This window comes from Methylomarinum sp. Ch1-1, assembly GCF_030717995.2.
GTDB lineage: Bacteria > Pseudomonadota > Gammaproteobacteria > Methylococcales > Methylomonadaceae > Methylomarinum > Methylomarinum roseum.
This window is the reverse complement of sequence record NZ_CP157743.1, coordinates 854,991-880,190: the sequence shown is the minus strand read 5'-3', so window position 1 is coordinate 880,190 and position 25,200 is coordinate 854,991. Positions and strand designations below refer to the sequence as shown.

At 52.0% G+C, this 25,200-nt stretch carries 22 protein-coding genes; 14 read left to right on the top strand and 8 right to left on the bottom strand.

Annotated features, from left to right (window positions below; all coding sequences use genetic code 11):
- Positions 1-13 precede the first annotated feature (13 nt).
- The 4 genes from Q9L42_RS04335 to Q9L42_RS04320 all read right to left on the bottom strand — a co-directional run bounded on the left by Q9L42_RS04335 (position 14) and on the right by Q9L42_RS04320 (position 5,608).
- The gene (locus Q9L42_RS04335) at positions 14-3,064 is read right to left on the bottom strand and encodes a type I restriction-modification system subunit M (RefSeq protein ID WP_305909653.1); all 3,051 of its coding nucleotides are present in this window, start codon (positions 3,062-3,064) and stop codon (positions 14-16) included.
- Positions 3,065-3,073: 9 nt separating this feature from the next.
- Positions 3,074-3,298 (bottom strand): helix-turn-helix domain-containing protein, encoded by a 225-nt coding sequence (locus Q9L42_RS04330; protein WP_305909654.1) that lies wholly within the window; start codon positions 3,296-3,298, stop codon positions 3,074-3,076.
- Positions 3,299-3,714: 416 nt separating this feature from the next.
- Positions 3,715-5,301: a DUF927 domain-containing protein gene (locus Q9L42_RS04325; protein WP_349432045.1), complete on the bottom strand. Its 1,587-nt coding sequence runs from the start codon at positions 5,299-5,301 to the stop codon at positions 3,715-3,717.
- 34 nt (positions 5,302-5,335) lie between these two features.
- Entirely contained in the window at positions 5,336-5,608 is a 273-nt protein-coding gene (locus Q9L42_RS04320; RefSeq protein ID WP_305909657.1) for a helix-turn-helix transcriptional regulator, read from the bottom strand.
- Between the two features lie 430 nt (positions 5,609-6,038).
- Here Q9L42_RS04320 and Q9L42_RS04315 point away from each other — a divergent pair, with 430 nt between their 5' ends.
- The 4 genes from Q9L42_RS04315 to Q9L42_RS04300 all read left to right on the top strand — a co-directional run bounded on the left by Q9L42_RS04315 (position 6,039) and on the right by Q9L42_RS04300 (position 10,545).
- Complete coding sequence (locus tag Q9L42_RS04315; RefSeq protein WP_305909658.1) at positions 6,039-7,352, top strand: ATP-binding protein; 1,314 nt, start codon at positions 6,039-6,041, stop codon at positions 7,350-7,352.
- Positions 7,353-7,563: 211 nt separating this feature from the next.
- Positions 7,564-8,796, top strand: coding sequence for a MerR family transcriptional regulator (locus tag Q9L42_RS04310; protein ID WP_305909659.1), 1,233 nt, complete (start codon positions 7,564-7,566; stop codon positions 8,794-8,796).
- Between the two features lie 214 nt (positions 8,797-9,010).
- The gene (gmk, locus tag Q9L42_RS04305) at positions 9,011-9,631 is read left to right on the top strand and encodes a guanylate kinase (RefSeq protein WP_305909660.1); all 621 of its coding nucleotides are present in this window, start codon (positions 9,011-9,013) and stop codon (positions 9,629-9,631) included.
- A 428-nt stretch (positions 9,632-10,059) separates the two neighbouring features.
- Complete coding sequence (locus Q9L42_RS04300) at positions 10,060-10,545, top strand: YchJ family protein (RefSeq protein WP_305909661.1); 486 nt, start codon at positions 10,060-10,062, stop codon at positions 10,543-10,545.
- A 49-nt stretch (positions 10,546-10,594) separates the two neighbouring features.
- Here the strand turns inward: Q9L42_RS04300 and Q9L42_RS04295 are convergent, their stop codons facing one another.
- Positions 10,595-11,452 carry an NAD(P)-dependent oxidoreductase gene (locus Q9L42_RS04295; RefSeq protein WP_305909662.1) on the bottom strand — a complete coding sequence of 286 codons (858 nt, stop codon included), beginning with the start codon at positions 11,450-11,452 and terminating at the stop codon, positions 10,595-10,597.
- Position 11,453: 1 nt separating this feature from the next.
- Positions 11,454-13,283: a biosynthetic arginine decarboxylase gene (gene speA, locus Q9L42_RS04290; protein ID WP_305909663.1), complete on the bottom strand. Its 1,830-nt coding sequence runs from the start codon at positions 13,281-13,283 to the stop codon at positions 11,454-11,456.
- An 82-nt stretch (positions 13,284-13,365) separates the two neighbouring features.
- Between speA and speE the strand changes: the two genes are divergently transcribed.
- From speE to Q9L42_RS04245, 9 genes are all read left to right on the top strand, one after another.
- Positions 13,366-14,220 carry a polyamine aminopropyltransferase gene (gene speE, locus Q9L42_RS04285; RefSeq protein WP_349432041.1) on the top strand — a complete coding sequence of 285 codons (855 nt, stop codon included), beginning with the start codon at positions 13,366-13,368 and terminating at the stop codon, positions 14,218-14,220.
- 230 nt (positions 14,221-14,450) lie between these two features.
- Positions 14,451-15,011: a MarR family winged helix-turn-helix transcriptional regulator gene (locus Q9L42_RS04280; protein WP_305909664.1), complete on the top strand. Its 561-nt coding sequence runs from the start codon at positions 14,451-14,453 to the stop codon at positions 15,009-15,011.
- Between the two features lie 219 nt (positions 15,012-15,230).
- On the top strand, positions 15,231-15,482 hold the full coding sequence (gene ubiK, locus Q9L42_RS04275; RefSeq protein WP_305909665.1) for a ubiquinone biosynthesis accessory factor UbiK: 252 nt from the start codon (positions 15,231-15,233) through the stop codon (positions 15,480-15,482).
- Positions 15,483-15,532: 50 nt separating this feature from the next.
- The gene (locus Q9L42_RS04270) at positions 15,533-17,041 is read left to right on the top strand and encodes a YifB family Mg chelatase-like AAA ATPase (RefSeq protein ID WP_305909666.1); all 1,509 of its coding nucleotides are present in this window, start codon (positions 15,533-15,535) and stop codon (positions 17,039-17,041) included.
- A gap of 3 nt (positions 17,042-17,044) precedes the next feature.
- Positions 17,045-19,048 (top strand): DNA helicase Rep, encoded by a 2,004-nt coding sequence (gene rep, locus Q9L42_RS04265; protein WP_349432039.1) that lies wholly within the window; start codon positions 17,045-17,047, stop codon positions 19,046-19,048.
- 239 nt (positions 19,049-19,287) lie between these two features.
- Positions 19,288-19,923 (top strand): endonuclease III, encoded by a 636-nt coding sequence (nth, locus tag Q9L42_RS04260; protein ID WP_349432037.1) that lies wholly within the window; start codon positions 19,288-19,290, stop codon positions 19,921-19,923.
- 478 nt (positions 19,924-20,401) lie between these two features.
- Positions 20,402-21,025 (top strand): HvfA family oxazolone/thioamide-modified RiPP metallophore, encoded by a 624-nt coding sequence (locus Q9L42_RS04255; RefSeq protein ID WP_305909667.1) that lies wholly within the window; start codon positions 20,402-20,404, stop codon positions 21,023-21,025.
- Between the two features lie 106 nt (positions 21,026-21,131).
- The gene (locus Q9L42_RS04250; protein ID WP_305909668.1) at positions 21,132-21,983 is read left to right on the top strand and encodes an HvfB family MNIO-type RiPP peptide maturase; all 852 of its coding nucleotides are present in this window, start codon (positions 21,132-21,134) and stop codon (positions 21,981-21,983) included.
- Positions 21,964-22,734 (top strand): HvfC family RiPP maturation protein, encoded by a 771-nt coding sequence (locus Q9L42_RS04245; RefSeq protein ID WP_305909669.1) that lies wholly within the window; start codon positions 21,964-21,966, stop codon positions 22,732-22,734. Before Q9L42_RS04250 ends, Q9L42_RS04245 begins: the two co-directional genes overlap by 20 nt.
- Here Q9L42_RS04245 and Q9L42_RS04240 read toward each other — a convergent pair.
- A complete protein-coding gene (locus Q9L42_RS04240) occupies positions 22,715-23,047 on the bottom strand; it encodes an ASCH domain-containing protein (protein WP_305909670.1) in 333 nt (110 codons plus the stop codon). The genes Q9L42_RS04245 and Q9L42_RS04240 overlap by 20 nt on opposite strands.
- Positions 23,048-23,227: 180 nt before the next feature.
- On the opposite strand from Q9L42_RS04240, the gene Q9L42_RS04235 reads away from it, so the two are divergent.
- Positions 23,228-23,668 (top strand): VOC family protein, encoded by a 441-nt coding sequence (locus Q9L42_RS04235; protein ID WP_305909671.1) that lies wholly within the window; start codon positions 23,228-23,230, stop codon positions 23,666-23,668.
- Between the two features lie 171 nt (positions 23,669-23,839).
- Here the strand turns inward: Q9L42_RS04235 and Q9L42_RS04230 are convergent, their stop codons facing one another.
- Complete coding sequence (locus Q9L42_RS04230) at positions 23,840-25,039, bottom strand: ABC transporter permease (RefSeq protein WP_305909672.1); 1,200 nt, start codon at positions 25,037-25,039, stop codon at positions 23,840-23,842.
- Between the last annotated feature and the right edge of the window lie 161 nt (positions 25,040-25,200).

The window sequence follows — 25,200 nt, the reverse complement described above, 5'->3', positions numbered from 1 at the left end:
TTTCCATTCTCAATTATCCATTGACGCGCAAGCGCGTCCGTCCGGTTAATAACTCTTGCATCATGCCCTGTTTGATTTGGCGGGTTTTGCTCAGGCGTTGCTCCAGCGCCTGAATCTCTTCGTCCATATCGGAGAGGATGGCGGCGATGGCAGTTTGTTCTTTCTCTGAGGGAAGAGGCAAAGACAAATCCTTAAGCTGAGTCCCTGTTATTAGTGGTTGGCCTGACCCAAAAACTAGAGTATTGAGATTCTTCCTTATCAACCAATATTTGAAAAAGGCGATGTTATTGTCTGGCCTTAATTTGACTATTATTGTGTTATCAGAAACGCCATACTCACCGCAAACAAAATTAAGCCTACCAGCATTAGCCCCAACACGCGCGACAAGTAGAGCATCACCTGTATATTCAGGTCTTTCGCAAGTACCGATTAGGCCTGTAGAACCGTAAAGCGGAAAGTCTCCAGTATATTTTGTACTCGTTTTTCCAGAGCCAACATAAGATGAATAATCGCCAAGTTGAACAACCTCCCAATCCTCCGGAATCTCCCCCAACTCACTGTGTTTCATAAGTTGAGAATTGACAGGGGATAGTTGATAACGGGGTTTTCGTTCTCCATTTTCAACTTTCAATTCTCCATTCAAATCTATTCCCATCGCCGCCAAGTGCCCATAAACCTTATCACTCAACGCACTAACCGACCGCTCAATACTCGGCAGCGGTTCGCTATAACGTTCTTCCAGCTCTTTAACCCGATTGGCCAATTGCTGAGTGACGCGCTCAATTTCAGCCACGATATTACTTTCCAGCGTTGCCAGCCATTTGTCCTCAACGATCAGGGTTTTAATCTCGTCTTCTGACAGTTTGGGGTATTGCTTAAATACCGCCAAGTCGAGGGCCTCTTGCGCCTCTTTCAGGGCTTTTTTGGCGTCCGCCTCGGCGTCGAACAGCTTTTTGGCCTGTTTGAGCGCGGCTTTTTCTTCCGGGTCGGTAGCCTGTTTTAAACGGGCGGTCACGCTGGCCTTGGTAACCTTGTCTTTGTCGTTCAGCGCATCGATCAGCAATCCATCCTCTCCGCCGTTCTCCTCGATATAGCTTTCGAGCGCTTGGCTGACGCTATCCAGGGCGCTTTGCAAGGCATCCACTTCGGCTTGTTTATCCGCAAAATAACGCGCGACCACCAAGGCGGGCGGGATCAGTTCGGCCTTGTATTTGCTTTTGTTAATCACCAAATCCGGTGTTTCTTTGAGTTTTTCGCCTTTTTTGGCCACCAGTTCACGCAATACCTTGCCCGCTGGCCAGCCGTCTTGCACCAATACGTAAACATCGTCTTGCAGGGTGTCGGCCCAGTAGTCCATCAGGATCTGATAGATATCGTATTTGCTCAGCAGCGGAACATTGGTATAGCTTTGCAGCAGACTTTCACTGATTTCAAAAATCAGTTGCTTAGGTTGGTCGCCTTTAGCAATTTCTCCAAGCGCCGCCGCGGAACTCCAAGCCGTGAAATGTTCGAGACTTTCCGCGGCAAACGCCTTGAACTCATCGTGATTTAAAATCGTGCTTTTCACGTCTGAAGCTTTCACCAGCGCATCGCTATAGCCATCGCGGGCAGGTTTGAACAGGCTGGCGCGAATGCTGGGGAAGACTTGCCAGTATTTTTCCAAGGCATCGATGTCGGCATTGGGGATGCCGCCTTGTAAATGGGCGCTTAAGTCGTGCAGGTCTTCCGGTTCGCTGGCGTCGATATAGCGGGGGATGTTCAGGTTGTAGTCGTTCGCCGCTATCTCACTTAACGGCGCCATGCGCGAATAGCGCGGCAGCTCCAGTTGCTTGGTGAACACATCCACGATTTTGTGAATGTCCTGGCTGCGCAGACGGTTTTTGTTGCCGTCTTTGATAAAGCCTTTGCTGGCATCGACCATAAAGATGCCTTTCCTAGCCTGCGCGTGTTCTTTGTCGATTACGATAATACAGGCGGGAATGCCGGTGCCATAAAACAGGTTGGCGGGCAGGCCGATAATGCCTTTGATATACCCCTGTTTAATGAGGTTTTCACGAATACGCGCTTCGGCATTGCCACGGAACAATACGCCGTGGGGCAGAATCACCGCGCCTTTACCGGTGCTTTTCAGGCTTTTGATGATGTGCAGTAAAAAGGTGTAGTCGCCGTTTTTCTCGGGTGGTATGCCCCAGGTAAAGCGACCGAATTCGTCTTCGCTCGGGTTGATACCGCTGGTCCAGTTCTTGTTGGAAAACGGCGGGTTGGCGACGGCGAAGTCGAAGGTTTTTAATTGGGCTTTTCCATTACTGGCGGCTTCCTTCCACTGCGGATCAGAAATGGTATTGCCTTTCCAGATTTTGGCGGTGGCGGTGTTGTGCAAAATCATGTTCATGCGCGCCAAGGCGCTGGTGGCGTTGTCCATTTCCTGCCCGAAGATACTCAAACCGCGCGGCGCCTCATCGCTGGCTTTCAGCAGCAGCGAACCCGAACCGCAGGTGGGGTCGTAGACGGTGGCATCCTGCGGCGTATCGCTACTGATGCCAATCACCTTGGAGAGAATACGAGACACTTCCGACGGCGTATAAAACTGCCCCTTGGATTTGCCGGATTCGGTGGCGAAGTGGCGCATCAAATATTCGTAGGCATCGCCTAACAGATCGTCACCGTCGGCGCGGTTGGCGGAGAGATCCAGCCCTTCAAATAGGCCAATCAGCTTGGAAAGGCGGTCGATCATCTCCTTGCCTTTACCGAGCTTGTCTTCGTCGTTAAAGTCGGCGACGTCGATCACGCCTTTCAGGTCGTTTTCTTCCGCTAAGGCGCTGATGATTTTATTGATCTTGTCACCGACTTCCTTGTCGCCCTTGAGGGCGACCATGTCGTCAAAGCTGGCGCCTTGCGGCACCACAATCATGCCATAAGGGTCGCCTTTGTATTTATCGGACACGTACTTCATAAACAGCAGGGTCAGTACATAGTCTTTGTACTGGCTGGCGTCCATACCGCCGCGCAGCTCGTCGCAGCTGGCCCAAAGGGAGGAGTAGAGTTCGGTTTTCTTAATGGCCATTTGGGGTCCTTAATTTTTTGACGTATGCCCGATGGCCGGTACACGTTCCAGAATATGGTGTATTTCACAGTCAAACAGCACGCACAGTTTATCGAGCGCCTCTAAGTCCACCTTTAGCGCGGTTTCTTTGTAAAGTAGCGTGATGGTGGTGCGGCTTAGGCCGGTTTCTCGCATCACGTCGCTAATGCGCATTTTTCGTTCGCCCATTAAACGAGCTAGGTGGCAGCGGATCATGCTCTCTCCACGGTGTTTTTTTAACCATAAACTTTGGGTTTTATCACTGTTGCTTATCCTACCACGATTATGATTTTTCTCAACTTATTTGAGTTGAAACCAAATAATTGGGTTCGTTAGCTATTGGTACATCGCTGGTTATTGGTGTACTAGCAGTACACTGTAATGACTCTAGCGGTGTTGTCTGTGTGGAACTGCAACTAAGGCCAAACACCTGCGTTTACTGGCGGTGCACTGAAAGGTGACAAGGCTGTACTTGATTGGTCGTCCGCTTAGCTAGTCATCCAAGATGCTGCCTTTGACACAGTACATCCGTGGGTGGGTGTTGTCGGGCAGGCTGACTTTGCGCTGCGGCCGGTTGCCATCGGGCACGAGGTAGCCTGCGGCCATAAGGGCTTTGGCGGCGCGCTCTGGGCTTAAGCCTTCGGTGGCTTCGCGCCAGCCGGTTGGGTAAAACAGGTATAGGGTTTGTGGGGGGTATCGATCCAACCAGCCCGTTGGCGTACTTGGCTGCTGTAGCCTGTTTGTTTAGGGGTGAAGCGACTTTCGCCATGTTGCTCAATAAAGCTGCGCACCTGGCGAATGGCTTGTTGGTCTTCATTGGCAGCGACACCACCGCGGGCGAGTATCCATTGATTGAGCTGGGTTAAACAGGCCGCTTCTACGTTTTGGCCTGGCCAATCTAGCACTTTGGCTTGAATGGCTAACAGCCCCGCGCTGGCCAGTAAGGCAAACTTTTCTGCTACTCGGTGCACTTGGCCATCTGCCTCAGAGGGTAAGCTGGCTAAAAAACGTTGGCGTACGGCTTGGAAAACGGGGCGAACCTGTTCGCTATGCTCAGTTATATACCTTAACCAATCCAAGGCTAAGGTGCCGTAATGTTGGCGGCTTTGCTGTTTTAGATGATCGGCTAAATCGGCCGCATTCATACCGTGACTGTGATTAAATACGCCCATTTGCGCACCAGCATCAGCACTAAGATCGATCACTCGCACTTGCTGTCCTGCTTTCACGCGCTTACCTATGCTGGCGAGGTGGCTTTCTAAGGTAACTTCTCCGGTAGATAAAAACACCAAGCGCCAACGGGCGGGTAAGCGCATTTCACCGTACTTGCCCGCGCGGGTTTTACCTTGGCCATTGGCAAGCATGTAGGCGACATCGCCCGCTTCTTTTGGGTCCACCTCGCCCATTTCATCGAGCGCGAGTAAGGCATCGTTATGGGCCAAGGCGGTGCCTTCTAAACCGTTGGCAGTGGCACGCCAACTATGGCGCAGTTGATTGAGTTCGCCCCAAACGGATAACGCCGGATACAGCGCAGCGGTTTTACCGGTACTGCTGGCACCGTAGAGGTGTAAACCAAAACCATCCACACCACCACATAGATGCAGTAATGGCGCAGATAGCGCAGCACAGACGCCCACCATTAACAGCGGATTATCCAGACAATAACGGCCAACCTGTTGTCGCCAACTGTCGCTGCTGCCTCGTTGGATAAACCCTTCGATGGGGTGCATGGTTTGCAGCACCATACGCGGGCTTTCGGCTTGTTGGCTTGGGTAAAAAGTAGTGCGCGGATGCACATAGGCGCTGTGGTGCCAGCCTATGCAGTTCACACTAATGGCTTTTTGGGTGGCCAGTTCGCCCATTTGCTGAATAAACAGCGAGAGTAACTGCCGCGCTTTTACGCTGTTGCTTAGGCGCATGCCTCGACTGAGTAAAATTCGGCGGTACTCGCTGCCATCTCCTGCCAATAGCTCCGCAGGCATGGCCCAGTAGCGATGGCGGTTATCATCGTCTAACCAGTTCAGCAAATAGCCGTAGTTGTCCCCTTGTGGGTCACGGGTACGTGCGGCTACTTGCAGCCAAGAGCAGATTTTGATTGGGCTATCTTGCCCTGCCGGTTGCATCACCAGCCAGTTTTGCGCGTTGTAGGCAAAACCAGCCGGTAACGGCGGCAATGTTGGCGTGTTGCTGTTTAGGGCGCTATTCATGGCGCTATTCATGGCACTGTGGGTTGGCAAGTTAGATGTTGATGTATTACCCACGGCCATATGCGGCACCGGCAAGGCGTGTTTCAATCCACTGATCGATATCGCTTTCTAACCAACCCACGGCACGAGCCCCAATACGAATGGAATGCGGAAATTCACCGTTGGCCATCAAGGCATAAATGGTACTTCGGCCAAAGCCGGTTTTAGCCTTAACCTCAGGCAAACGCAAAATACGCTGCTGGCGGCCTTGGCCTGTTGCTGTTGTGGACGATGATGCTGCGGCTGATTGAGCTGTAAAAGGTTGAGTAGTTGGGTTCATTCTTTGTTTCCTCACTGATCTGTTAAGTTCAGTTAGGAGTTTGCCAGCACTAAACGGACGCGGTAGGCAGATAAATGCCAAGATCTTGCAGCTTTCTGAGGGTATAGGTAACCACCTGTCCCAGTTTTTAAACAATGCCCCAAGCAATAAGAGCATTGTGGGCATGGTTGAGTGATGGCAAAGCGAGATGGTTTGAGACTTTGCCCATACTGCCCCAGATGCCCAAGGGGTGGTGTGCGGCTTGTGAACAAATGAAGTGAGAAATCGAGGATAAAAGTGAAACTATGAATACTGCCGAGCTAAAGACAAAGCGAGCGCAAAAACACTTTTATGCGCATGAAAATGTAAAATTTCACACTTTTTTGCGCATAAAAGTGTTGGATAGGTTATAGTATTGACCGGTTAACGATCTTATTGACAGGAAAAGACAATGCAGCGCACCTTACTCAACGCCCTAATTGCATGGAAAAACCAACCTATGCGTAAGCCATTATTGATCGATGGCGCTAGGCAAACGGGTAAAACTTATCTGCTGCAAGAGTTGTTTGGTAACACCTTTGCCAACATCCTTCGTATCGACTTTCTTGAAAACCCTGCCTACAAAGAAGCGTTCGATGGCTCACTGTCACCTGACGAACTGTTAATGAACATTGAGCTACTGACCAACCAGACGTTCAACCCAGAAACGGATCTGCTGATCTTAGATGAAATTGGCGAATGTGAACGCGCCGTTACCTCACTAAAGTATTTTGCCGAAAAAGCACCGTCCTATTTTGTCGCGGCCAGCGGCTCGAACATTGGTTTGCTCAATACCTTTCCAGTTGGCAAGGTGGAACAATACAATTTACGACCACTAACCTTCCAAGAATTTATTTATGCATCAAAGGAACAGGCGCTGATCAAAGCCTTTGATAGCCAAGCAAGCACACCGGCAGTACACACTAAACTGATGGATAAACTGACGGACTACTTTTTTACGGGTGGCATGCCGGAAGCAATTTCTGCTTGGTATCAATATAAAGAATCGAGCATTTTAGAACGTGTTGAAAAAGTCTCTAAAATTCATGCTGATTTAGTTGAAGGCTATCGCCGCGATTTTGGTAAATACGCGGGCAAGGTCGATGCCACAGTGATTGAATCGGTGTTTAATAGTATTCCATCACAATTATCGCTGGTTGCCGATGAATCCGTTAAACGCTTTAAATTTAAGCACGTTCATGAGCGCAAGTCTCGCTACAGCGATTTTGAAACCGCAATCCATTGGCTTACCTGTTGCCACTTAGCCTTGCCGAACTACCCCATTGAAGGGTTGCCGAAATCGCCTCTGGCGGCCTATAAAAAAGAGAATATGGTAAAACTATTTTTGTTTGATGTGGGCTTGCTCAATCATATGCTGGGTAGCAGTTATAAGGAAATCAAACAGCAAAACTACGAATATAAAGGTTACGTTGCTGAAAATTTTGTGCAACAAGAACTCACCGCCATTGGCGTTGACCCAAGTTATTCCTGGAATGACGCCCGCGCCGAAATCGAATTTATTTTAGCAACGGATGAAGGACATATCGTCCCTGTCGAAGTAAAAAGCGGCAAACGCACGCGAGCTAAATCGCTGGCGTCCTACATTGAAAAGTGCTCACCAAATAAAACGTTTAAGTTAACGGGAACGCAAGGTTCCTCAAAGCTAGAACAAACCAATATCGTGATGCCCTTGTACTTTACCCAGTATTTGCCGCTGAGATGTTGACAGCTTCTTTTCCTATCACCTAAAGGTCTACACAAAGTTACCTTATTGGTAACAATCTGTAGACCTACAAAGTAAGTATCTTGATCTGCTTCAGTTTCTCAGCCAATCGAAAGCAAATTCATGTTTACCGCTATTTTTTGCCAAGACCATTTGACCTGTCTATAACTTCATAGTTTATCGTCATTAAAAATTTGGTCAGTTTGAGTCAACTTTGGAGTTTTATCTGTGTATCGCATTTCTGAATTGGCCGAAAAAAGTGGGACTGTCGCGCTCAACCTTGCTCTACTACGAGAAACAAGGGGTATTACATGGGACACGCCAAACCAACGGCTATCGGCTGTACCTCGATAAAGATGTTCAGCGGCTGTATTTACTGCAACAACTGCAAGCAGGCGGCCTGACACTCAAGGAGTGTAAGGCCTGCTTAGGCAGCAAAGTTGAACGCGCTGTGCTTAAAAAACGCTTACAACAATTGGATGAAGACATTGCCCAAAAACAGCAGGCGCGCGATTTGTTAGCGGCCTTGCTGGGTGAAGGCTTGCTGCGTCCTTGGCATCAACAGACCGATAAATTAGCACCAGATGCCCATCTGGATTGGTTAAAGCAGCAAGGCTTTAATGAAAAACAGGCCCTGCATTTGAATTGGTTGTCGAAAGATATGAATGAACACGATCAATACGTGGCCGACTTTATGACCGTATACCAGCCCTTGGAGCGCTGGGGACCAGGGACGGAAGAAGACTCTTTAAAAGCGTTGCAGCTATTACCCACAACACCAACCAAGGCCGTGGATATCGGTTGTGGAAAAGGGTTTTCGACCACCCTGTTGGCACAGCACACCCAAGCCCGGGTGATCGCGGTGGATAATGAACTTAACGCACTAAGTCAGTTAGCGCAGAGATTAACAGAACAGGGCTTAGCGGAGCGCGTTACCACGCAGTGCGCCAGTATGGCGGAATTACCTTTTGCGCCAAAAAGCTTTGACCTGATTTGGGCCGAGGGGTCGGCATACATCATGGGCGTTAAAAACGCCCTTACCCAGTGGCGACCGCTGTTGCAAAATCGAGGCTGTTTGGTGCTCAGTGATTTGGTGTGGTTAACGAATACCTCAAGCCAAGCAGCATTAGATTTTTGGCGACAGGAATACCCAGACATACAAACCGTAGCCACGCGTATCAGCCAAATGGAAAAGGCAGGTTATGTGGTATTAAGCCACTTCACCTTGAGTGAGCAAGCTTGGCTCGATTATTACCTGCCGCTTAAGGCACGCGTTGCAGCGCTTCAAAACAGCCTGCCGAACTCGGCGGCGCTACAAGATCTTGCCCGTGAGGTCGCGCTCTACGAGCAATATCTTGGTGAGTTTGGCTATGAGATGTTTGTATTGCAAGTGATGGAAGATCAAGCACTAGATGAGCTTTCTAGGATCGATCAGGAGCTGGGATGATATGAGGCTTTATCGTCGCTATAACCGGAACAGTGACGAGGGACCGAGTCGCGCTTACCCGCTCAACACCAAAACTGCTATCATATGGCTTGGCCTCGTAGGTTACGCAATGCATACCCTACCGATGCTGTGGAGCGAACCATACTGGCTATTGATTATTTTTGATTGCAGATTTTCAATGCGCGAGCAAAGCCAAATTATCGAATAATAAGTGATGATTACAGGAAAACTTTATATTATTTCGGCGCCTTCCGGGGCCGGAAAAACCAGCTTGGTGAAACAACTGATAGCCGATATGGATCAGTTGACCGTATCGGTTTCGCATACCACCCGGTCTATGCGTGACGGCGAGGAGCACGGGCGCGATTATTTCTTTGTCTCGGTCGATGAATTTAAAAAAATGATCGAACGGGAGGCTTTTCTCGAATACGCCCGCGTGTTCGATAATTTTTACGGCACCGCCAAGCAGACGGTGGAAGAGACCCTGGCTGCGGGTTCGGATGTGATTCTGGAAATCGATTGGCAGGGCGCTCAGCAGGTCAGAAAAATGATTCCGGATTGCCTGTCCATCTTCATCCTGCCGCCTTCGATAGCCGTTCTGCAACAGCGCCTGAAAGGACGCGGACAGGACAGCGACGAAATCATCGCCCGACGCATGCGCGATGCGGTGACGGAAATGAGCCATTATGGCGAATTCGATTATCTGGTCGTCAATGACGATTTTCAACAAGCGCTGGCCGAACTGCAAAGCATCATCACCGCCAACCGCTTGATGAAGAAGCGCCAGCAACAACAACTGGCCGGTTTGCTACCGGAATTGCTGGGACAAGTTTAGGTTATTCGCGCGGAGGGCCGAGGACTTAGAAAGCCGGCGGGTTGAAATGCCATGGCGCAAGGGCGCGGGCATCGTGACCTACGGTGCTCCGTCGGCGACATCCCGGCATGCGCTCATGTCCATCGATGCAGCAATTCCCACTTTGGCGTTCAAAAAGGGCATGGGGTGTGTCTGGCGAGGATGTCGGCAGCAAGGATGCTGCCGTCAAGCCCCCAGGGATGGGTTCACCCAGCACCTAAATTCCATGTCTACTGGACTATATTTTACATTCCAGAATAATTTAGGTGCTGGGTGAACGGCGCTCCTCGACAGACACACCCCATGCCCTAAACACAGCAAAAATGCTCAAACTGATGCTGCCATCGATGTGGCTAACTTGTGACCGTTAAGGTAAACTTGCCGGCTTTGCAAGAATTCCGTTTTACTCCATGTCCAGCGACTCCTTATGCCTTTGCGGCTCGAACATCGACAAAGAACAATGCTGCGCGCAATTGCATTCCGGCGCACGATCGGCGGCGACGGCCGAAGCATTGATGCGCTCCCGCTTCACCGCTTATGCTCAGCATAACGAAAGCTATCTGCTGGAAACGTGGGACAGCGGCAAACGACCGGACGGCATCGATTTCTCCAAGGAGGGCGACGTCGAATGGACCCGGCTGGAAATCGTCGGCAAAAAGAAAGGCGGCGAAAAAGACAGCAAAGGCATCGTCGAATTCAAAGCCTATTACACGCTGGAAGGCGAAGAATACGCGATGCACGAGATCAGCCGTTTCGTCAAAAAAGCCGGCCGTTGGCTGTATCTGGACGGCATGGTCAAATCGGTCGGTAAGGTCGGCCAACAAAGCAATCAGGGCAGGAACGCGCCCTGTCCGTGCGGCAGCGGCAAAAAATTCAAGCGCTGCTGCGGTAAATAGCCGTTCGCGGCGCGCCCGCCCCCGGGCCTTTAAGCGTTAAGCGAGCCCATCATTTCGGCCGTTTCAAACGATACAACGCAGAAATATCCTCATCGCCATGGTCTGCGGCCATCAATTTCTCGTAATCGGCCAGCGTCATCTCGGTTAACGGCGAATCGACGCCGCTTTGCTCGGCCATCTGCCGGCAAATGGTTAAATCCTTGTGATGCAGCGCGACCTTGAAACCCGGCTTGAAAATATCCCGCGTCATCGTCGGACCGCGATGCTGTAAAAACCAGTTTCCGGCGGCGCCGCCGGAAACCACTTCAACCACCTTATCCATCTCCAGTCCCTGGGCCTGACCGAAAGCCAAGGCCTCGGTCACCGCCTGATTGATGCCGGCGGCCATGATTTGATTGACCGCCTTGGTCGCCTGACCGGAGCCGGCAGGGCCCATACGGATAATGCGCGCCGCCATGCTTTCCAGCACCGGCCTGACCGTCGCCAGCGCCTGCTCCTCGCCGCCGACCATCATCGCCAACGTGCCTTTATCGGCGCCCTCGACGCCGCCGGAAACCGGCGCATCCAGAAAGGCCGCCCGCTTTTCCGCCAGCATCGCCGCCGCCTTCCTGGCCGTTTCGATGCTGACCGTCGACATGTCGACGACGATGCCGCCGGGCTTGATCGCGGCCGCGACCGCGTTGACCATTTCCAGCACGTCCTGATCGGCCGAGACACAAATCAACACCACATCGACCTGCTCGGCCAATTGTTCCGGCGTATCGCTGGCCACAACGCCCAATTCTGTCGCCAGTTGCCGGGCTTTATGTTCGCTGCGATTATAAACCGCCGCCAGCAAGCCCGCTTTCGCCACATTGCGGGCCATGCCCATGCCCATCGCGCCCAATCCGATAAATCCCGCTTTCATGTTATTTCTCCAAATAAGTGTAAGCCTTCAAACCGGCATTCAACTCCTGTAGATAACACTCCCGCTGTTCGTCGCTCAAGTGACTCTGCTGCAATTTTTCGTAATAGGTCGATTTCAGCGACTCGACGTTGATATGGACATAGTCCAATAAATCGCTGACGTGTTCGCCTTCCAAAAAATCGCCGATGTGATAACCGTTCTGATCCAGCTCGATATTGAACGAATGGGTATCGCCGAACAGATTGTGCATATCGCCGAGAATTTCCTGATAGGCGCCCAGCATGAAAAAACCGATCAAATACGCTTGGTCCGATTCAATCTGATGAATCGGCAGCGTGTTTTCGATGTTCTGATGATCGACATACTGATCGATGCGGCCGTCGGAATCACAGGTCAGATCCTGAATGACCCCGCGTCGCTGTGGCCGCTCCTGCAAACGATGTATCGGCATGATCGGAAAAATCTGCTCGATGCCCCAGATATCCGGCATCGACTGGAACAGGGAAAAATTACAGAAGACTTTGTCGGCCAGTTTTTCATCCAATTCCCGCAAAATTTCGCGCTGATTATGGTTTTCCGGATTCAGTTGTGCGCGGACGCCGTGACAGGCGTTGATATAGCGTCTTTCAGCGACGGCCAGTTCCTGCAAGCTCAGATCCCCTTGCACAAACAAGGTGCGCGCCTCGGCGATGTCGAACTGAATATTGTGATAGACCTCGACGATATTGCGCTGCTGAGAAACCCGTTCGACCGCCGCGGCATCGACCGGCAACGCCTCGACCTCGGTGACGTTGGTAATCATCAGCGCATGGTGCGCGGTAATCGCGCGGCCGGATTCGGTGATGATGTCCGGGTGTTGCAAATTATGGGCATCGCAGACTTCGGTGAAGCTTCTGACGATATTTTCGGCATATTCGTTGAGACTGTAATTGATCGAACATTCACGCCTGGAGGCGCTGCCGTCGTAATCGACGCCGAGACCGCCGCCGGCATCGACCGTGGTGATATTGGCGCCGAGTTTCTGCAGCTGCAAATAAAACTGACCCGCCTCCTTCAAGGCCAGCTTGATGTCGTGAATATTGGCGATTTGCGAGCCCATGTGAAAATGCATTAACTGCAGGCAATCCAGCATTTCCCGCTGCCTCAAGCGATCGATCAATTGCAGCACCTCACTGGCGTGCAGACCGAATTTCGATTTCTCGCCGCCACTGTTCTGCCACTTGCCGGCGCTGATCGTCGACAGCCTGACCCGTATGCCCAGCTGCGGCCTGACCTGCAGCTTTTCCGCCTCCGCGAAAACCATGTCCAGCTCGGAGGGTTTTTCGACCACGATATAAACCTGCTGCCCCATTTGCCGGCCAATCAATGCCATGCGGATATAGGCGCGGTCTTTATAACCGTTACAGACGATCACGCCGGCGCGCGGCGCCATCCCCAAAATCGCCAGCAATTCGGGTTTGCTGCCGGCTTCCAGGCCGATATGCTCGGCGGCCACGATATTTTCGACCACGGTGCCCTGTTGATTGACTTTGATCGGATAAACCGGCGTATAGCGGCCCCGATAACCATGACCGGCGCAACTATCGTCAAAGGCTGTTTGCAGCCTGTTGATCCGGTCGCGCAGGATATCCGGAAAACGCAACAGCACCGGAAAAGACAGCTTCTTGCCCTGTAAGGCCCTGGCGACCTCAAACAGATCCACCTCGGTGTCGAGATCGGCCCTGGGCTTGACACAAACATGTCCCTCGCCGTTAATGGAAAAATAATCTTTTCCCCAATGCGGCAGCGCGTAGAGTTGCGCGGATTGTTCAATCGACCATTTTTGTCTCACTTTGTCATCCTGGCTATGCTAATTTAAAGAGAATTTTAATATAATGAAGCCGATTCTTTTACCTTTATTTCAGGACAACACAATGCTTGAAGCTTCACAATGGTTTACCGAACAATGGACGGCCGATGGCTCGGCGTTTTCATTAAAAATCAAACAAAAACTGCACGAAGAGCAATCCGACTTTCAGTTCCTGGAAATCTACGAAACCGAAGGCTTCGGCAACCTGATGGTGATCGACGGCTGCGTGATGCTGACCAGCCGCGACAATTTTTTCTATCACGAAATGATGAGTCATCCGGCCTTGTTCACTCATCCGGACCCGAAAAAAGTCTGGATCATCGGCGGCGGCGACTGCGGCACGCTGAAAGAGGTGCTGAAACACCCGGGCGTGGAAGAAGTCGTGCAAATCGATATCGACGAACGCGTCACCCGCCTGGCGGAGCGTTATTTCCCGGAACTGTGCGCGTCCAATGACGATCCGCGCGCGCAATTGAAATTCATCGACGGCATCAAATGGGTCAAGGACGCCGCCCCGGACAGCGTCGACCTGATTATCGTCGACAGCACCGACCCGGTCGGCCCGGCCGAAGGCCTGTTCAGCGAAGCGTTCTACCGCGACTGCTACAATTGTCTGACCGCCAACGGCATGGTGATACAACAAAGCGAATCGGCGCTGTATCATCTGCGCTTGCTGGGCGAGATGCGCGGAGCGATGAGCGCAGCCGGCTTCGGCGATCTACAGACCTTATTCTTTCCGCAGTGCGTCTATCCGTCGGGCTGGTGGAGCGCGACCATCGCCGGTAAGGCCGAATTATCGACCTTCCGCGAACAGGATGCCGCCAATAAAGTCTTCGATACCGTTTATTACAACAGCGATATCCATAAGGCCAGCCTGGCGCAGCCGGAGTTTTTCAAGAAGGCGATGAAAACGCAATAACGGCATGATGAAACATAGGTGCTGGGTGAACGGCGTTCCTCGACAGACACACCTCAGGCCTAAACACCGCTAAAACGCTTAGCCACCATTAAATTTTCATGCGCCTAATTGACTTCATGCTTGCCTCTTCCATCTCGAATAGTTTCTGAGCTAGGGAGCGTAGCGAGCAGAGGCGAAATAAACTCGCCAATATTGCTAGGGTTTGGCATGACTTGTGCTAAAATTTCGTCATGCACGAGTTAAACACCTTTAAGCTTATCGAACGCATCAGCACCTTGGTGCGTTCGGAAGAACGCAAACGATACGCCGCTATCGGCCTGCAGCCCGTTCACGGACAGGTGCTGGAATATCTGGCCAAATGCAATCGATACAGCGATACGCCGGCCGCGGTAACCGAATATCTAGGTTCGACCAAAGGCACGGTTTCTCAATCGATTCAGGTATTGGAACGGAAAAACTACATCGAAAAAGTGCCGGATACCGAAGACCGTCGAGTCGTGCATCTAGTGCTGACCGAAGCTGGATTGGAATTGATCAACGGCTTGCAACCGCTGGAAATTTTTGATCAAGCCGAACAACAGGTTTCGGCGCAACAATTCGAATCGATCGATGATGCGCTGAACGTGACCCTTTCGGCCCTGCAAGCCGCCAACCATTCGAAAAGCTTCGGCTTATGTCGGACCTGCCGCTTTTTTGGCGAGAGGGAAAATCATTTCCATTGTGAACTGACCCAGTCACCGCTGGAACAGGCCGACACCGAAAAGTTATGCAGGGAACATCTCCCTTGTTAAGCTAGAGGTCACTATTCAGTATAAAATGGATTTTCTCGAGACCAGACTGAATAGTTACAACGTAACTGCTCGCCCCACTTATCGAACGCGGCAGGGCATGTAGGGGGATAAGCCTGAAGGGCGCATCCACCCTACGAATGGGGGTGAGTCGTTACGTTACAACTAGAGTAGTGCTGATTAAATCGACACTTCCCCAAGACCAACGATTAAGAGACTATTATGATAGACCCCAAAGCTATTGATGATATCGCCAGCCGCTTATCCGGCGCCATTCCTCCCGGCTTCAGCAACCTGAAAGAAGACCTGGAAAAAAACTTTCACGCCATTTTGCAAAGCGCGCTAGGCAAACTGGATCTGGTTAGCCGCGAGGAATTCGAAGTGCAAAAGGCGGTCTTGGCAAAAACGCGCAGCAAGCTGGAAGACTTGGAAAAACGCGTTGCCGACATGGAGCAACAACTGCCCAAAGACTGACAGTCGGGTTTCCTTGGCCCTCATAAGCATACGCTGGTATATTTACCCCTATGTCACTCGCCATTGTATACAGCCGCGGCCGTTCCGGCATCGATGCGCCACTCGTGACGGTCGAAGTTCACGTTAGCAATGGCCTGCCGTCGTTGAGCATCGTTGGCCTGCCGGAAACGGCGGTCAAGGAGAGCAAGGATCGCGTGCGCGGCGCGATTCTGAACTCGCATTTCGAATTCCCGATCCAGCGCATCACGATCAATCTGGCGCCGGCCGACCTGCCCAAGGAAGGCGGCCGCTTCGATCTCGCTATCGCACTGGGCATTCTGGCCGCTTCCGAGCAAATACCCAAGCAAGCATTGAGCCGTTACGAGTGCATAGGCGAACTGTCGTTAGGCGGCGAGTTACGCCCGATCAGCGGCGCACTGCCCGTCGCCATTCATAGCCGCGATGCGGACAGACAGCTGATACTGCCCAGCGAAAACCTGGCCGAAGCCGCGTTAGTGAAGCAGGCCGAGCTAATTCCGGCCGATAGCCTGCTGCAAGTCTGCGCTCACCTGAGTGGGCAAAAATCGATCGAAACGACGCTGGCTGAACACGACACGCCGGTAAGCGACCACGCGCTAGACTTTGCCGATGTGCAAGGCCACTTCCAGGTCAAGAGAGCGTTGGAAATCGCCGCCGCCGGCGGGCACAATTTATTGATGATGGGCCCGCCCGGCACCGGTAAGTCGATGCTGGCGGCGCGCATGCCGAGCATCGTGCCGGACCTAAGTGAACAACAGGCGCAGGAAACGGCGGCGATAGCGTCGATCAGCAATCAGGGCTTGGATATCAGTCAATGGCGCCGGCCGCCATTCCGCGCACCCCATCATAGCGCCTCCGCCGCAGCGCTGATCGGCGGGGGCAGCAATCCAAGGCCTGGAGAAATATCATTGGCCCATCACGGCATGCTGTTTCTCGACGAACTGCCGGAATTCGACCGCAAGGTGCTGGAGGTTCTCAGAGAGCCGCTGGAAAACGGCTACATCACCATTTCCCGAGCCAGCCGTCAGGCCGACTTCCCCGCCCGCTTTCAGCTGATTGCCGCGATGAACCCCTGCCCCTGCGGCTATCTGGGCGATCCTTCCGGCCGCTGCCATTGCACCGCCGAACAGGTCGAACGTTACCGCGCCCGCATATCCGGACCACTGCTGGACCGCATCGACATGCACCTGGAAGTTCCCAGGGTCTCGCTGGAGGTATTGCGCCAAGGCTCGCCACAAGGCGAGGAAAGCAGCGCCGACATCAAACAAAGAGTCGTCGCTGCACGTCAACGGGCATTGGCGCGTTGCGGAAAAGCCAACGCTCTGTTAACCTCCCCCGGCGTGAAAGAATTCTGTCCCTTGTCCGAACAAAGTCATCAATTGCTGGAGCAGGCGCTGGAAAAATTCGCTCTGTCGCACCGCGCCTATCATCGCATCCTAAAACTGGCTAGAACCATTGCCGATCTGGCCGGTAGTGAAGCCATCAATACTTCGCATGTCAGCGAAGCCATCAGTTACCGCAAACTCGATCGCGCTGTTTAAATTATGGCTAAATTAAATCCACAACAGCTTGCCGCTGTGAAGACTATCGATCGTCCGTTATTGGTGTTGGCCGGGGCCGGCAGCGGCAAAACCCGCGTCATTACCGAAAAAATCGCCTATTTGGTGCAGCAGGGCACCTCGGCGCGCAACATCGCCGCGGTGACCTTCACCAACAAGGCGGCCCGGGAGATGAAGGAGCGGGTCGCGCGCCTGCTGGACGACTCGCAAAGCAAAGGGCTGCGGGTTTCGACCTTCCATTCCTTGGGCTTGGACATCCTGCGTAAAGAGCATAAGACATTGGGCTACAAATCGGCTATTACCCTATTTGATGAACAGGACAAGCTGAGCCTGTTGCGCAGCCTAATCAATCACGGCCTCAAGGACTGCGACATCGATGCCGTGGAAAGCTATAACCGGCAGATCGGACAATGGAAAAACGCCTTCGTGACCCCGGAACAGGCGCTCAGCAATGCCGATCATGAGACCTTGGCGGCAGCTCGTCTATATGTCGATTTTAACCGCAGCCTGAAGGCCTATAATGCGGTCGATTTCGACGACCTGATTTTATTGCCGGTGTTATTGTTCCAACAACATCCGGAGATCCTGGAAAAATGGCAGAACCGCATCCGCTATCTGCTGGTCGATGAATATCAGGACACCAATATCACTCAATATCAATTGGTGCGCCTGCTGGCCGGCAACCTGGGCCGCTTCACCGTGGTCGGCGATGACGACCAATCCATTTACGCCTGGCGTGGCGCGCAACCGGAGAACCTGAGCCAGTTGCAGAAGGATTACGGCCGCCTGCAAGTCATCAAGCTGGAACAAAACTATCGCTCCGCCGGCCGCATCCTGAAGGTCGCCAATCAGCTGATCGCCAACAACCCCCATACCTTCGACAAGAAACTATGGAGTAATCTAGGTTTTGGCGAACCGCTGCGAGTATTAAGCCATAAAAACGATATCACCGAAGCCAAACAGATCGTCTCCGAAATCATCCATCATAAATTCAGACACGGCGGCAGTTACGCCGACTACGCGATACTCTATCGCGGCAACCATCAATCACGGCTGTTTGAACGAGGCTTGCGGGAAAACAATGTGCCTTATTTCATCAGCGGCAGCACCTCGTTCTTCGCCTATTCCGAAATCAAGGACATCCTGGCCTATCTACGCCTGTTCGTGAATCACGAGGACGATGCCGCCTTTTTGCGCATCATCAACACGCCACGCCGCGAAATCGGCCCTAGCACACTGGAAACGCTCGGCGACTACGCCAATCAGCGCCATGTCAGCCTGTTCGCCGCCTGCTCCGAATTCGGTCTGCAACAAAGGCTGGCGGAAAAAGCCGTGCAACGGTTGCAAAGATTCTGCCATTGGGTTTCCGATACCGCCGAGCGCATCGAACGGGAAGACACCTTCGCCGTCATCGACGAGGTGATTCAGCAAATCAATTATGAGCAATGGCTGCAGGAAAACAGTAAAACGCCGGCCTCGGCCGAACGCAAAATTTCCAATGTCTACGAACTGATCGACTGGCTGAAACGCATCGCCGGCAATGAACAGGGCGGGGAAAAATCGCTGGCGGAAATCATCAGCAAGGTGCTGTTAATGGATATCCTGGAACGAAATCAGGAGCAGGAAGCCGGCGACCAGGTCAGTCTGATGACCTTGCATGCCTCCAAGGGACTGGAATTTCCGCATGTGTTTTTGATTGGCATGGAGGAAAATCTGCTGCCGCATCAAAACAGCATCGAAACCGATAATATCGAGGAAGAACGACGGCTGGCCTATGTCGGCATCACCCGCGCGCAGAAAAGCTGCACGTTCAGTTACTGCACCCATCGCAAACGCTACGGCGAAATGACCGAGTGCGAACCCAGCCGCTTCCTGAATGAATTACCGGAAGGCGACCTGGAATGGGCCAACAAAAAACAGCTGGACCCCGAAGTCGTCAAGGAGCGTGGCAAGGCTAGCCTGGCTCATTTGAAAAACATGCTGGCGTGATCACTAAAGGCTAAAGCCGGTCTGAGGCTAGCATGCGAGCAACACCTATTTAAGAGATCAAAAAGTGCGCGGGGTGTGTTTGACAAGGATCTCGGCGTCAGGGAGTCCGCCGTCAGCCCTCCCAAGGATGGGTTCCTCGACAGACACACCCCAAGTCCTAAACACCGCTAAAACACTCAAACTGGTGCTTTAAACTAACAAACAGAAAATTGCGCATTATCCAATAAACACTCGTTTTAATGAACAAAGAAAAACGACTGGCGATTTTCGATCGCCTGGCCGCCGCCATCCCCGAACCCACGACGGAGCTGAACTACAGCACGCCATTTGAATTATTGATTGCGGTCGTATTGTCCGCTCAGGCTACCGACAAGGGGGTCAATAAAGCCACCGCCAAGCTGTACCCGGTCGCCAACACCCCACAAGCCATTCTGGAGCTCGGCGAAGAGGGGCTGAAGGAATACATCAAGACCATCGGCCTCTACAACAGCAAGGCCGCCAATATCATCAAGCTGTGCCGGAGCTTGCTGGAAAAACACGACGGCGAAGTTCCGCAGAGCCGCGAGCAATTGGAAGCACTGGCCGGGGTCGGCCGAAAAACCGCCAATGTGATTCTAAACACCGCATTTGACCAACCGACCATCGCCGTCGATACGCATATTTTCAGGGTATCGAATCGCACACGAATCGCACCGGGCAAAACCGTGCTGGAAGTGGAAAAAAAGTTGGAAAAATGGGTGCCGAAGCAACATAAAAAAGACGCGCATCACCTATTGATTTTACATGGTCGCTATACCTGCATCGCCCGTAAACCGCGCTGCCAAAGCTGCGTGATCGCGGATCTGTGCGAATATAAGGATAAGACCGACAGTTAATGCACGAAACTTCCCAACGAACCTTAATGAGGCCGTGAGGCGATATCAACAACTACCCATTAGAATAACAAAGAGGTCTTGGGGTGTGTTTGGCGAGGGTGTCGGCGGCAGGGAGTCCCCCAGGGGTGAGTTTACCCAGCACCTAATTCCATGGCTACAGGACTATATTTTACATTCCAGGATAATTTAGGTGCTGGGTGAACGGCGTTCCTCGACAGACACTCTCCAGGCCCTAAACAGCGCTAAAACGCTCAAACTTGGAATTGCTGAAAGGCATCCCCTTTATGGATGGAACGTTCATTTTTCTGTATAGTCGTAGGGCAATGCTTAACATGAACTGCATCGATCTATTTCATATCGTATGCCGCAATGGATGCGCTTTATATTTCGTAACTATTCAGTATAAAAATGTTTTCTCAGTATCAAGCTGAATAGTTACTATATTTCAAACAATAAAAAACAGCAAAGAGGATTACTAATGAAAAAAATGCATAAAACTCCATTGGCTACTGCGATGGGAACCGCTCTTGTCACCTCACTCACCGCAACATCGGCACAAGCCGAAACCAATCCGTTCGCGATGACCGAACTCTCCGAAGGTTACATGCAGGTCGCCGAAGCGGGTAAGGGCTATAGCGTCGTCCCTTATTCGGGCGGCAAAAAATCCAAGGAAGCCAGCTGCGGCGAAGGTCAATGCGGCGCGATGATGGAAAACGGCAAAATGAAAAAAGGCATGGAGAATTCCTGCGGTGCGATGATGAAAGGCAAGGAAGGCAAATGCGGCATGGGTATGTCCAAGCCTAAAGATACTGAAGGTAAATGCGGCGAAGGACGCTGCGGCGATATGATGGAAAACGGCAAAATGAAAAAAGGCATGGAAAATTCCTGCGGCGCGATGATGAAAGGCAAGGAAGGCAAATGCGGCATGGGCGGCATGATGAAAGGCAAGGACATGAAAGGCGGTGAAATGTCCTGTGGCGCGATGATGGAAAATGAAGGAAAGGGCGGTGAAATGTCCTGCGGCGCGATGATGGAAAACGAAGGAAAGGGCGGTGAAATGTCCTGCGGCGCGATGATGGAAAACGAAGGAAAGGGCGAATAAATCCCCCAAAAATCCCGTCGGGTGCAATAGGCTCCGGCCGACTTGCACCCTTCTCTGCAGTCAAAGCTGCTGACTTTTTTATCGTTAGTTTCCAAGAGGTAAACATATGGAAACATGTCAAAATCTCGTGCATGACGCCGGTCTGGGTTTACGACGCTCATTTTTAAGCGAAATAGTCGATCATCCGCCGGAAAACGTCTCTTTTTACGAAGTCGCGCCGGAAAACTGGATGACTCTAGGCGGCAAGCTAGGCAAACAATTTCGCGCACTGACCGAACGCTTTGATTTTGTCTGTCACGGCCTGTCCTTGTCGATCGGCAGCAGCGATCCGCTCGATGAAGACTTTGTCCGCGCGGTGAAAGCCTTCCTGAGCGAACATCGAATCAAATTCTACAGCGAACATTTAAGCTACTGTAGCCACGAAGGCCATTTATACGATCTAATGCCGATCCCCTTTACCTCTGATGCCGTCAAGCATGTCGCGGAACGCATCAAGCAGGTGCAAGATATTCTGGAACAAAAAATCGCGATCGAAAACGTCTCCTATTACGCTGCGCCGGGCCAGGAAATGGATGAAATCGCTTTTTTCAACGCCGTCGCCGAAGAAGCCGATTGCGATGTGCTGATCGATATCAACAACATCTATGTCAACAGCATCAACCACGGTTATGATGCCGAAGCCTTCCTGCGCGCGATTCCGGCCAAACGCATCGCCTATGCCCACATTGCCGGCCACTATGTCGAAGCGGACGATTTTCTGGTCGACACCCACGGCGCCGAAGTGATCGACCCGGTGTGGAAACTGCTGGGCAAGGCCTATGAGCTTTATGGCGTGTTTCCAACGTTACTGGAGCGCGACTTCAATATTCCGTCATTGGACGTGTTGTTAAAAGAAGTCGACACGATCCGTAGCATTCAGAAAGCCTGGGGCAGCCAACATGAGCAGCGCACAGCCTAAGACAGACTTCAAAGCCAAGCAAGCCGAATTCGCCGCCTATATCCGCGACCCGGCCAATAATCCGTGCCCGAGCGATGTCAAAAAACAGCGCATGGACACCTACCGAGAGCTATTTTTCAACAATGTCGACAGTTTCCTGAGCAGCAACTTTCCGGTGTTAAAACGCATTCTGAGCAATCAACAATGGTTTGAATTGAGTCAGGATTTTTTCAGCAAGCATGTCAGCCGCTCGCCGTATTTTTCCGAAATACCGGAAGAGTTTCTGGAATACCTGCAACATGAACGTGACAATGCCGACGATTACCCTTTCCTGCTGGAATTGGCGCATTACGAATGGGTGGAAATGGCGCTATCGATCGCCCAAGAGCATGTCGCGCCAGCCGATGAGACCTTTATCGACACGCTTTTGCAACAAAACATCGCCTTATCGCCGCTGGCCTGGCCGCTGGTTTATCGATACCCGGTGCAAAAAATTTCTCCCGACTATTTGCCGGAGACGGCGCCGGAACAACCGACTTATTTGCTGGTGTATCGTGATAGCGTCGATGAGGTGCATTTTATCCAGATCAACGCGATGACCTTCAGACTGCTGCAGATGATTCAACAGCACGACGGCATCAATACGGCAGCATGTTTACAGCAATTGGCCACGGAAGCCGCCCAACCGAATCAACAAATCATTATCGAAGGCGGCTTAACGATACTGCAGGATATGGCCAGCAAGGGAATTGTTATTCCTGAACGCGAGTGAATGTATGCACCCATACGCTGTGCGTATCGTCCCAGCTCATCCCCGGATGCATCTTGATAATTAAATCGCGATAGAACTCCAGATTGGGGTATCCTTCCGCCTGAGCATCGCGGTCACTCATGTCGCCCAGTGTTTGTTTTTCTACCGCGGTTACGATAAAGCGAACCCCTTCCAGCTCGAAAGTTTCATCGGGATAGGCATACAAGCCGTCGCGGCGTTGCTGGGTTTTACGGCCTTCTAAGGCGGCTGCTACTAATTTCGGATGGCGAATCAGACGATCTATGTCACAGGTTTTTTCTGGGTACTCGGTCATTGTTTTATAGGGCTAATCTGGTTAAAGTATCGGGTTGAAAATAAATGCAGCGCAAATCGAAATTCTTTCATCGCTTACAACCCTAGAAAAGCTCGTGAAGGGTAAAAAGCGAATTTTGAACCGCACTATAGCGCCGCTTAGCATAGCAGAATCCTTTTAACCAAACAGTGAAATCAACAAATGCGTTATTTACATACAATGGTACGAGTCAAGGATCTGGACGAGTCTCTGGATTTCTATTGCAATAAATTAGGGCTGGTGGAAACCCGCCGAATAGAGAGCGAAGAAGGTCGATTCACGTTAGTCTATCTGTCTGCGCCGCTGGACAAAGGCAGCGCGGAATCGACGCATGCCCCGGAACTGGAATTGACTTATAACTGGGATCCCGAGCAATATGACGGCGGACGCAATTTCGGTCATCTGGCTTACGAGGTCGATGACATTTATGCGCTCTGCCAGCGCCTGATGAATCAAGGCGTCACAATCAATCGTCCGCCGCGCGACGGTTGGATGGCGTTCATACGCTCTCCGGATAACATCTCCATAGAACTGCTGCAAAGAGGAGACAAACAGGAGCCTCAGGAGCCCTGGGCATCGATGGAAAATATCGGTAGCTGGTGACCTTCTCTCCGCTCTTTGCCGGAAATGAGAATCTCCTTGTTTAAATTCCCATAGGAGAACAAAGCGGTCTTCATACCTAAGGCGGCATAGAAAAGCTCACCGCCAAGGGCAGGAAGAGCATGAGCTTCACTTCGTTCAGTACACCTATGAAGGCGATGTAATAAGCGACCTTCATTCGGTGCGCAATGCGTCCAGCGGCTTCAATCTCGCCGCCTTCATCGCCGGCAATACGCCGGCGGCGATACCGATCACCAATGAAATAAAAAACGCCCCGACGATGTAATACCAGGCCAATTCCACCGGTAGTTTTGGCACGACCAGCTTAAGCGCCTGCGCAACGGCGATGCCTAACAAGATGCCGCCGGCGCCGCCGGCCAAGCTCAAGGCCAATGCTTCGGCGAGAAAAATTTGGAAAATGGTGCGCTGTTCTGCGCCCACCGCTCGCAACAGGCCGATTTCCGAAATGCGCTCGGAGACCGCGATGGTCATGATCGTCAAGATGCCGACCGAACCGACGAGTAACGAAATACTGCCTAACGCGGCCACCGCCATAGTCAGAATATTCAAGATGGAGTCCATCGTTTCCAACATTTGATTCTGGGTAATGATGGTAAAATCCTCCTGACCGTGACGGGCGACCAACAAGCGGCTAACCGCTTTTTCGATGCCTTCGACCGCAACCCCGCTTTGATAGAGTAGATCTATTTCCATGACACTTTCCCGATCAAACATTTCCAATGCCTTACCGATCGGAATATAAATCGAGTCGTCCATATCAAACCCCACCATCTGACCTTTCTCCTCCATTACGCCGATGACCCGATAACGGTCAGCGCCGATACGCACCCGCTTTCCCAGCGGATTGTCGCCGCCAAACAGCTCATCACGCAGTTTGCTGCCCAACACCGCAAACGCTCGCGGGTTATTCATCTCGCCCGCCGGCAGGAACCTGCCTTGCTGAACATTGATTTTCCACACTTCCGGAACCGCCGCGCCAACACCGAAGACGCTGGCGCGGCGTTGTTTATCGCCGGCCTCAATCCTGGCATTGCCTTGTATCACCGGCACAACCGCTAAGACATGATCCAATCTTTCCAGGCTAGCCGCATCATCCTGGGTCAACGGCCTGACCGTGCTGATCGTCGCGCCGGACAAGCCCAACGTCGTGGTCTTGCCGGGAAACACCGCCAACAGATTGGTGCCGAACTGGGTGAACTCGGCCAATACAAATTGATGCACGCCGCGACCGATCGACGTCAGGATCACCACCGCCGCAATGCCGATAATCAAGCCCAGCGCCGTCAACACCGAGCGCAATTTCTGGCTGCCGATGCTGCGATAGGATAAGGTGATGAGATCGATAGCGCGCATGGTTGGCCTCACCGAATAATGAGCTAGGGTCTAGTATAAATGCATCTGGGCCGCCTTTTCAGGTTTTTATTGCCTTGAGTTTTTTGCCCCGGGAGCGGCGCTCCTACGATTTATGCAATTATCGACAATGGTGATCGGAGCGGGGAACGCAGGAAACATAG